Consider the following 10,239-nt stretch of genomic DNA (forward strand, 5'->3'; position numbering starts at 1 on the left):
ACACGAAACCCATTATCTTATAAACAATAAAAAATTTCAACCAAATTTATTCGGATGATTTTTAGTTCCTTAAATATTAGTGCCCTGATTACCTTTTTAGCGAAACTTTTTCATTCATCGCTAAGAGACGTAAATAAGCAGACCACACCTCATCTGGGATGTCGACATGACCGATAAATCCCGTTCCATTAGGTCCGTAACCTTGGGCATCATCTTTCAAACGAACTATTTCTCCAAATACTAAGGCTTGGAAATAATCAGAAGGCCACAAGTCATTTAGTCTTTGATCAGAGAAGTTGAATCCCTTGGTACTTTCTGTCACTTGTGGAAGTATCGGTACATAATTATAAAAATGAATAGACTCATTGCCCCATTTCTTCTCAAAAGTCGCCTTTGTTCGTCGTTGCAAGGTGGGATCATTCATTAAAAGAACACGTTCAGGTAATGGGCCCTGTGCTTTTAATAAATTGTAAGAAAATGAAGCATTCTCGCCACAATTGGTTGACTTCGTTTCTAACAATAGTGCCTGTTCAGGTAACCTATATTTTTCAAGCAAATAGCGGGCACAAATCTCACTTTCACTTAAACCTTGTTCAAATAAGAATCCTTGTTTTTCAAAATTTTTATAGAGATACTTCGTCGCATGTCCGATCCCACCAACTAAAACGATTTGCGCAACCTGCTGGTTCAAGTAAGCCTTTGCTGCTTCATCTACTAGGACGGGCAGACAATTCCCAGCTAAAATCAGTGTTGGTGCTTTTAGTTCCGAACACTCCTGTGGGTCAGGGTCTGCTAAAAAATCCAATAAGCAATTCCAGTCTGCAATTCTTGATGGTTCACCTGTCATTCTGTTTCTCTCCTCATACAATTATTCAACATCCAAGTACGTGGTTTTTTGCCATACCAATCGTCCTCTACAACGCCCACACAAATAGCGATCTGTATTGATTTTCCTTTTACGATAAATCCATTCAGCACACTTTTGGCATTGATATCCTTCGATTTTTTGCCTTCTATTTGAAGGAATAGCAGGTGCATAACGTAAGCCACCCGTCTTTACCAATAACTGTTTGAAATCTGAGTCACGATGGCGATACCCTTTTCCAGTCAAGTGAAGATGATAATGACACAGCTCATGTTTGATGATCCCGATGATCGTTGCTTGATCGGCTACTGCAAACATCGTCGGATTAAAATCCAAATGGTGATCATTTAAATGATACCTACCACCTGTTGTTTTCAAACGTTTGTTGAACATTGCTTGGTGCATGAACGGACGCTGGAAGCTTGTCCAAGAAATCTCTTCGACTAACTGTTGCAATTCTTCTTGTGTCACGCTTGATCCTCGTAAGGCGAAAGCATCGTCAGACTGATACGCCCTTTGTTCGTATCCACTTGTTCGATCCAAACAGTGACGACATCACCAACGGAAACCACGTCAGTTGGATGTTTGACGAATTTATTGCTTAATTTAGAAATGTGGACTAAACCATCTTGTTTCACACCAATATCGACGAATGCGCCAAAATCGATGACATTGCGAACTGTTCCTTTTAATTCCATGCCGGGTTTTAAATCTTCCATACTCAATACATCTGAACGTAAAAGTGGCGCAGGCATTTCATCTCGCATATCTCGTCCTGGTTGGGTCAACCCCTCAAGAATATCTTTTAATGTTTCTTCACCCACTTGCACTTGTTGTGCCAAGCGTTGTGGAGAAATCTGACTTAATTTTTCAATTGCTTCTTTCGTTCCTAAATCCTTTTCAGATAATTGGTTTGCCTGTAAGATCTCTTTTGCTACTGCATAACTCTCTGGATGGATCGCGGTGTTGTCCAGTACATGTTTGCCACCAGGCACACGTAGGAAACCGATTGCTTGTTCATATGCTTTTGGCCCTAAACGTGGGACCTTCTTCAATTGCGTTCGAGAAGCAAATGCACCATTTTCTTCACGATACGTTACGATGTTTTGAGCAGTCGTCTTATTTAGACCAGAAATATGTTGCAACAACTGAGGACTCGCTGTATTGACATCGACCCCTACTTGGTTCACTGCCGTTTCAACAACAAAATCTAACTGTTCTGCTAATCTTTTTTGTGAAACATCATGTTGATATTGTCCCACGCCAACAGCCTTCGGATCGATTTTCACTAGTTCAGCCAACGGGTCTTGTAATCTTCGAGCAATCGAAACTGCACTCCGTTCTTCGACTTGTAAATCAGGAAATTCTTTACGGGCAATATCACTTGCGGAATAGACAGAAGCTCCGGCTTCATTGACGATGGCATAAAACGCTTGATGTTTGGCTAACTTCAACTGTTCTGCCACAAATAACTCCGATTCACGGCTCGCCGTCCCATTACCGATTGCAACCATATCCACGTGGTACTGATCAATCAATTTCACAAATGCAGGACCTGCTTCGGCTCTTTTTGCTTGATTTGCCGGTTTATGCGGGTAAATCACTTCGATCGCTAAAACCTTACCAGTCGCATCCACCACTGCTAATTTACAGCCGGTACGATAAGCTGGGTCAAAGCCTAAGACAACTTTCCCTTTTAAAGGTGGTTGTAATAACAAGTTACGCAGATTTTCACCAAATATAGCGATGGCTTGCTCGTCCGCTTTTTCGGTCAATTCATTACGGACCTCCCGCTCAATCGCAGGTTGGATGAATCGTTTGTAACTATCGTGAATCGCTAAACGAACAGAATTAGCAGAAGACGAAGCTGTATCAGGAATCAATTGTTTCTCCAAATAAGTTAAAATCGCAGCTTCATCAACCGTAAGATTGACTTTCAACACTTCTTCTTTTTCTCCACGATTGGTTGCTAAGATGCGATGAGAAACAATTTTATGAATTGGTTCAGAAAACTCGTAATACATTTCATATACGCCTTTTTCATCATTTTCTTTGTTCTTGACGGTACTTTCGTATAGCCCCTTATTGTACGTATATGAGCGGACCCATGTTCTGAATTTTGCATTGTCACTTACCTGCTCTGCAATGATCTCATGGGCACCTTGTAAGGCTTCTTCAGGAGACGGAACTTCTTCAGTGACGTATTTAGTTGCTTCGGTCAAAACATCTTCAGATGAAAAGGTCAATAACCAAGTTGCTAAAGGTTCTAACCCTTTTTCTTTCGCAATCGTCGCTTTCGTTCTTCGTTTTTGTTTGTATGGACGATACAAATCCTCTACTTGTTGCATCTTTACAGATTGTGTAATACTTTGTTGTAATTCTGGAGTCAATTTTCCTTGTTCATCAATCAAACGCAAGACTTCGGTTTTACGTTTTTCCAAATTTGCTAAATAAGCATAGCGCTCTTCAATTTCACGGATTTGTACTTCGTCCAAGCTTCCGGTCATTTCTTTACGGTAACGAGCAATAAAAGGCACCGTATTTCCTTCTGCTAATAGATTTAAAACAGTCGTCAACTGTTTTGCTTGATAATCTGCCAATTCTTTCTTTACAAGATCTAGAATCGTTGGATTTACTTTGTCTGTCATTAAATAGCCTCTTTTCTAAGTCGAAATCGATTCCTACTACGGTTTATTCATTAAAAAGCAAGAATCAAAAAATCATACTGATTTATTTTAGCATAGATTCTGGTATTTCTAAATGTAACTAAACAGTGTCTAGAACAAAAATAAAATTCATTTTTGTTTTTAATTTGAAAATGTATAATCGGTTTTCCAAAATCTGACCTTCAGGACTAAGCTTAAAAGCCCAAAAATTTGAAGAACAAATTTCGGGTTTCTCGGCTTATTTATCAGAACTATACACTTTTATCAAAAACTTTTTCTGATCAATCACGTGGTTGCCATGGTCCTTGATTGTTTTGATACTCGATATCTTGGATGATTCCAGTTGGTTCAAAAACGACACCATGCATCGATCCGCCAAAGACAGCCCCACCGTCGATCCCGATTTTCTGATCTTGTATCCACAAATCAGTTGTCTGCATATCTCCATGGAGTAATGGCGTGATCGTATGACCAAATACGATCGTCTTATCAGTCCGATTCTTATGCTCATGAAAAGGCTCTCTGATCCATAAAAAATCTCCAGGGCTAGTATCACGCCAATCTTTTTTAGTTAGATCAACACCCGCATGGACAAAAAGATAGTTTTCCCATTCATAATATAAAGGCAAATTACATAAAAAATCGACCAATTCACGATATCTTGAACGAATCATCATGGCAATCTCAGTTGGTGAATATTCTTCTGCTGCACCTGGATGCAAAAGACTTTCCATTGTTTCTCTTCCACCGTTTCTTAAGTAAGACGGATACCAGTCTTCTGGTTCTTGGAGAAACTGTAAGAAGTACTCTTCATGATTGCCTCGTAAGTAGACCGCACCAGTTTCTTTCACTAACTTCATTCCTAGTAATAAGCAATCTTTTGTTTTTGGTCCACGATCATTCAAATCACCAATCAAGACTAATTGATGAATATGTGGATCATAATGTGTTAATAGCTTTTGAAAAAGATTATAACTTCCATGGACATCACCGATTGCATAGACAAATGGTTTATTCATGACACCACCACCTTTTCATTTGATTATATCGCAATTTTATCCTCATAGGTAGCAACAATTTCCGAATAGTTAAGAGAAAAATCTCCTGATTTCAGATGAAAATGAGAGCCACGAAAATTTGAAGAACAAATTTCATGACTCTCATTTTATTTTATAAACACTAACTACGTCAGCTTTGATTTTTAGAAAAATTATACAAATGCTGCTAAATGAGCGTCGATTTCTTCCGCAGATAGATTTCTTTCTTTGACATAGCGATTATGCGGATGTTTAGCACAGGCTACTGAACATGAGCCTAAATGTTTTTCTTCATTTTCCACTGAGGCTAACATTTGACGATTACACTCTGGATTTCCACAGTTGATGTAGCGTTCGCAAGGAGTACCATCAAACCAGTCTTTCCCAACGATCTGCTTATCTACGCGATTGATATCGACAGCGATACGCTCGTCAAAAACGTACATTTTGCCATCCCATAGTTCTCCTTGGACTTCTGGATCTTTACCATAGGTCGCAATCCCCCCATGCAATTGACCGACATCTTTGAATCCTTCTCTCACTAACCACCCAGAAAATTTCTCACAGCGAATCCCGCCCGTACAATAAGTCACGACCCGTTTTTCCATAAACTCTTCTTTATGGTCACGAATCCATTGTGGTAGTTCTCTAAAGCTACGGATATCAGGACGAACCGCTCCTCTAAAATGCCCGAGATCATATTCATAGTCATTTCGTGCATCGATCACAACCGTATCTTCATCAAGAATCGCTTCTTTAAACTCTTTAGGCGACAAATAAGCGCCCGTCATTTCTTTTGGATCAATGTCATCTTCTAGTTTTAGTGAAACTAGTTCAGGACGCGCACGAACAAACATTTTTTTGAAGGCATGACCCTCGCTAGGATCAATTTTGAAAAATGTGTCAGCAAAACGTTCATCTGCCAACATCGCTTCCATGTATGCCTCAGTTTCTGCGATCGTTCCAGAAACTGTCCCATTGATCCCCTCTTCTGCGACAAGGATACGTCCTTTTAAATTTAGTGATTGGCAAAAAGCAAGATGCTCTTTCGCAAAAAGTTCAGGTTCTGTGATTGTTGTATATTTATAATATAGTAGTACTTGGTAATCCATTTAGTTACTTCCTTCCATCAATTCATTCCATAACAGTATAAAGAAGTATAAATGAAATGACGATATTTCTGCTTGTGTATTTTTGCGCAAGTATAGTTTACATAATATAAATATCGTAATTTTATGTATTCAAAGACACAAAAAAACCGACTAAAATTTCAGTCGGAGTTCTTGCTTCATTCTTACTAAGTAAGTTATTTTCCTGTCACAGCAAAGTAATTGCCATCGGGATCTGCAAAATTGAATACATATTCTTCACCTAAATGGACTAAATCACCTAATGTCACTTCTAATTGTTGCATCTTTTTGTATAAACCAAAAATATTCTCACTATAAAACATCAAAGAAGGTGCCCCACTAGCTGTACCTGGTGAATGCTGTTCGATAAATTCACGATCATATAAAACAAACGCAGTACCCGCATCTTTTGATTGGGCAATCTCAATAATCAATGTACCATCCATTTCTTGACGATCCAACACAACAAAACCGATCTGCTGCCAGAAATTTGCATTTTTTTCAACATCATCTACGTATAACATGATTTTCATTTCATTTGTAAACATCTATTCATTCCTCCACTTTTTTCGTCCTAGCTAGTTTAGCATAGCTGGTACTGAAAATCTATGTTGGAGAGGTACGAATGAGAAAAGTGATTTATGTCATTCATTTTATAAGTAAACTCATCTTTTACTAGTCAAGTCTATGCTATATCATAGTCATCAGTTTTTTTATCTACTATATATTCTTCATTTAAACTTTTAACAATGTGTTTGATGTTAAATCCATAAATTATATCTGTGAACATATCACCTTCTGATACATCACAATCACTACAAAAACATTCAATGGAATATAAGCCATCTGAAAGTAAAATATCAGCTTCTCCTGAGTCTTCATCTATTCAGTTTACTTTTTTTATATTAATCATCTTGTATTATTTCCTGTGGTTTTAAAAGATACAATTTCATTAATTAAAACATTGATTTCAAAGTTCTTCTATTTTTATTTATCCGCCCTATATTTTTTTATCCAGTCAAGAGTTTCTTCTTTATTTGTTATTAGAATAATAAAACTTTCTTCCGTAAATTTTACACGGGTGTCTTTTACACTAACACCATGATCCTCACTTATCATATCTATTATCGTTACTTCTCCTACAGAACTAGCTAATAAATATTGATTACCTTCTAAAAATATTCCCTCGTATTCGTCTCCTTCATACAACTCATCTTTAAAATTACTATTTTTACTAGTATCATCAGAAACTACGAAATCTATTGTATCTTGTATGTTATTTTTATCAATTTCTGAAATTAAGAAGTCTTCAATTTTAAATATTTGTTGTTTTCCATACAATTGTAAGACGTTTTCTATTTGTTTTTCCTTCACTATATTTTCCTCCAATTAACTGACAAGTAATAAAATATCTGTATTTGATCTGGGATTAAAATCTAAGTTTCAATCCTTTTCTTCATACGTTACTTGTCCGTTAATTCTTTCATTCTCAAATTTTAGATTTAGTTTTATCATTTTTTACCCTATTAAACTAGTTTTTCTATCTAAAATGTTTTTTTCATTTTATGATTTCTCCTCATAGACTATGGAGCAGGAGTTGAAAATGTACGTATAGCCTAAAAATCATTGTTAAGATTCATTCACGTGTTGTATTTTCGATGTACAACTTAAAGTATCAAGAACAAAAAATCATCCACATACCAGTGATGTGATGATTTTTTGTTCTTGAAATACCTTACTTGCTATTTTCTAAAGTTTATAATTTTAATTTCTCTACTAATTTTTTAAAATTACGAATGTTTTTATTTTGCAAAGAATTTAGTTTAATTATTTCTGATAAATAATACTCTGATTTCTCTAATACTTCTGTTCTGAAGTCAGAAAATAGCATTTTTTTATCTTTCCAGAATTGATAATCCAGATTTGAAAGTTTCTCTGTGCGAATCCACCCTCCTTGACCCACTTTAGTACCTAAAACCTTACTAATAGATAGGATTTCTTTATCTCTATAAATTTCTATCCACGTATTAAAAGATTCAATATCATTAATCAAAACATAGTTTTCTGTTTTTAAAATCTCTAAGGCCCTTAAAAAACTGATAAACCAATCATATAGAGATACAGTAAAATCTTCTAGTTCTTCTTCCAAAATAATCCCGTAGTATTCATTATCAATTCTGACACTAAAATAGCCATACTCTCCGATAAGATTTTCTGTGTCAACATCTTTAACTATTATAAATTTTATTTCAAAAATTTTTTTCACCCTATTTCTTAAGATTTTTAAATCATCTTAAAGAATATTGATACTTAATATAATTCGCCTGCATAGCTTAATAACTTCAAGTTTTTTCTGGTTCGAATTCGCTGATTAGTTGTATCCATACTAGGCGGATAACTATTCATTCGTGCGTTCACAAGTCAAGGCTATAAAGTATAATGAGCGCAAAGAATCAGCTAGTTCATCGGTTTCATTTTAAAAAATATATAATATATCTTGTTCTGAAATGAAAGAACTAGGGATGACTTCTTCTAATTTTTCTATTCTAGCGATCATGTATTCCTGCTTTTCTCCTTGAAGATTTGCTGTCGCCCATTTCTTCAATAAATCTAATTCTTCCATGATAACTTCTAATTTTGTATTATCAAATTCCGAGCCATCTTGTATATATTTGATGCCTAACTCTTCTATAGCTTTTTCCCAATACCTTTCATAAAATGATTGCGAGGATATATTTTCACTTAATATAACTTCAGAGTTTACTTCATAGATATCCCCATCATACTTAAATAATCCTACTGACATTAGTCCTCACTTCCACATATTTCATCAAATTCGCCAATAATATATCATTTTTATTTATTATGTTTTATTCGATAATCTAGTTCTGACAATGCTTATTCAACGTTTTCTTTTAATCTCGAGTTTCCTTTATACGATTCAATAATTTGTCTATATTTTACATTCCCAGAATTTCCAAGCAAGCTTAAGATATAACTCAAACATTCATCATTAAAGTCATTTAAGTGATGAATAATTGGATTTAAGTCAATTGATTTTTCAAGATCTGGATCTTTCGACCCTTCTAATATTGCATCTAATATTAATTCCTTTATGTCATCATCATCCTGTAACGTAGCTTGGACAGCCAGATTATCGATAAATTTCTTAGCATTATTCTTTGACATATCACCATAATCTAAAATGTCTCTTATATAGCCCACCGCCTCCAACTTGTCATTCTTATTTTTCTGTTGATTTTTTAGAGTATCTAACCAATCCATTAAGATACTTCCTTCTATTTTTTTGGTGTCTCAATCGGAATATGGGTACTATTTATAAGATCTTCATTATAAAATTTACTAGTGGGTCTCGAAATTCCGGGAGGTTGAAAATTACCAGAAATTGGATCTAAATTTTTTTTACCTTTATTTATTAATTAATTTCGTTTGCTACCATATCTAGAAGAAATTCTCCAAAATTATTGTATAATGCTTCATTTTTCTGTGAACCTTCAGAGAAACCAGGGAAATATGAAGTTATTTTAGGTTCGCTATTTTCATTTAATTCTTGATAATTCAAGCAATACATTTCTCCCATTCCAGTGTTATACAGAATAACTAAGTGGGCTGGCATATTTACTAATTTCCGTTCATTCAAAGTTGCCCAAACGGCATCGGGAACGCCAGAATTTTCAAAATCCTCTCTAAAAACCCCATAAATTTCAATTGAACCAAACGTCAAAGCACCAAAAGACGATAAAAAACGTTTATAATCCTCTGGAAATCGTAAATTAAGTTCTACTTGGGCCTTGCGTATGATAACATCAGTAGCTCCACCAAAATCATCCGCTAAATCCTTATTTTCTTCAATTATTTTCTTCGCCTTATTGTAATCATTAACCATTCCATTGTCTCCTTTATTTAAAATCATTTGCTCTATTTTTCCAATAGTCAGCACGCCATTTATTAAAAGATTTTCTATCTATTCCAGATGGCACTGAGTTAGAGTTGATATGAATCGTTTTAGAATTAATTTGATGGAAAGATTGTTCCACCTCAGCAATAGAACTTATATCTCGTTGCGTCATATGATGTAAATTTATAGGATTATCGTCTGGCCCTAGTGGAGCTAATCCCAGTTCCATTCTTTGCAGATTAGATCGCCCTTTCACATCTATTTTATTGATATCAATTATACTATCTCTTTGATAAACTTTCGTACCTTTAAAATCAACATCTTTTTTCCAGTATTCTCTTAGTTGTGAGTAATTATTAGTAGCTTCTCCACCACCCACCTCCTTAAGCTTACCACTCTCTACCTGCTTCACACCAGTGGTCGTCAAGACTTTGTAAGACGCATACGTAAAGCCTAAGATCATCAGGGCTTGGCCGAGTTCGGATTCGTTGATCCATGTGTAGCCGTCTTTGACGTATTGCGAGGTAGAGACGATACTGCCTAAAAGTGGGTCTAGTTTTTCACCAGTTTCATAATTAACACCTTGGCGCCAAGCCACATTGACTTTTTCTTGGTAAGTATC

At 35.6% G+C, this 10,239-nt stretch carries 13 protein-coding genes; all 13 read right to left on the reverse strand.

The features are described from left to right. Positions 1–88: 88 nt before the first annotated feature. Positions 89–847 carry a YdcF family protein gene (locus tag ACH0AK_RS05945; RefSeq protein WP_023519770.1) on the reverse strand — a complete coding sequence of 253 codons (759 nt, stop codon included), beginning with the start codon at positions 845–847 and terminating at the stop codon, positions 89–91. A 21-nt stretch (positions 848–868) separates the two neighbouring features. Continuing rightward, positions 869–1,336 carry a SprT family protein gene (locus tag ACH0AK_RS05950; RefSeq protein WP_010735304.1) on the reverse strand — a complete coding sequence of 156 codons (468 nt, stop codon included), beginning with the start codon at positions 1,334–1,336 and terminating at the stop codon, positions 869–871. Beyond that, complete coding sequence (locus tag ACH0AK_RS05955; protein ID WP_224434809.1) at positions 1,333–3,513, reverse strand: Tex family protein; 2,181 nt, start codon at positions 3,511–3,513, stop codon at positions 1,333–1,335. Before ACH0AK_RS05955 ends, ACH0AK_RS05950 begins: the two co-directional genes overlap by 4 nt. A gap of 299 nt (positions 3,514–3,812) precedes the next feature. Further along, a complete protein-coding gene (locus tag ACH0AK_RS05960; protein WP_010735302.1) occupies positions 3,813–4,550 on the reverse strand; it encodes a metallophosphoesterase in 738 nt (245 codons plus the stop codon). A gap of 191 nt (positions 4,551–4,741) precedes the next feature. Continuing rightward, complete coding sequence (gene trhO, locus ACH0AK_RS05965; protein WP_023519774.1) at positions 4,742–5,680, reverse strand: oxygen-dependent tRNA uridine(34) hydroxylase TrhO; 939 nt, start codon at positions 5,678–5,680, stop codon at positions 4,742–4,744. A gap of 194 nt (positions 5,681–5,874) precedes the next feature. Beyond that, positions 5,875–6,246 (reverse strand): VOC family protein, encoded by a 372-nt coding sequence (locus ACH0AK_RS05970; protein WP_226076442.1) that lies wholly within the window; start codon positions 6,244–6,246, stop codon positions 5,875–5,877. Positions 6,247–6,685: 439 nt separating this feature from the next. Beyond that, complete coding sequence (locus ACH0AK_RS05975) at positions 6,686–7,072, reverse strand: hypothetical protein (protein WP_226076431.1); 387 nt, start codon at positions 7,070–7,072, stop codon at positions 6,686–6,688. Between the two features lie 382 nt (positions 7,073–7,454). Then, positions 7,455–7,964 (reverse strand): hypothetical protein, encoded by a 510-nt coding sequence (locus tag ACH0AK_RS05980; RefSeq protein WP_499796784.1) that lies wholly within the window; start codon positions 7,962–7,964, stop codon positions 7,455–7,457. A 210-nt stretch (positions 7,965–8,174) separates the two neighbouring features. Next, a complete protein-coding gene (locus ACH0AK_RS05985; protein ID WP_499796785.1) occupies positions 8,175–8,504 on the reverse strand; it encodes a hypothetical protein in 330 nt (109 codons plus the stop codon). Positions 8,505–8,596: 92 nt separating this feature from the next. Then, positions 8,597–8,983: a hypothetical protein gene (locus tag ACH0AK_RS05990; protein WP_023519778.1), complete on the reverse strand. Its 387-nt coding sequence runs from the start codon at positions 8,981–8,983 to the stop codon at positions 8,597–8,599. Positions 8,984–8,997: 14 nt separating this feature from the next. Beyond that, complete coding sequence (locus ACH0AK_RS05995) at positions 8,998–9,135, reverse strand: polymorphic toxin type 30 domain-containing protein (protein WP_169059247.1); 138 nt, start codon at positions 9,133–9,135, stop codon at positions 8,998–9,000. Further along, a complete protein-coding gene (locus ACH0AK_RS06000; protein ID WP_065095971.1) occupies positions 9,135–9,605 on the reverse strand; it encodes an SMI1/KNR4 family protein in 471 nt (156 codons plus the stop codon). Before ACH0AK_RS06000 ends, ACH0AK_RS05995 begins: the two co-directional genes overlap by 1 nt. A 13-nt stretch (positions 9,606–9,618) precedes the next feature. Then, on the reverse strand, positions 9,619–10,239 hold a 621-nt coding region (locus ACH0AK_RS06005; protein WP_499796786.1), incomplete at its 5' end, for an HNH/ENDO VII family nuclease.

The sequence above is a fragment of the Enterococcus pernyi genome, assembly GCF_045371165.1.
Taxonomy (GTDB): domain Bacteria; phylum Bacillota; class Bacilli; order Lactobacillales; family Enterococcaceae; genus Enterococcus_B; species Enterococcus_B pernyi.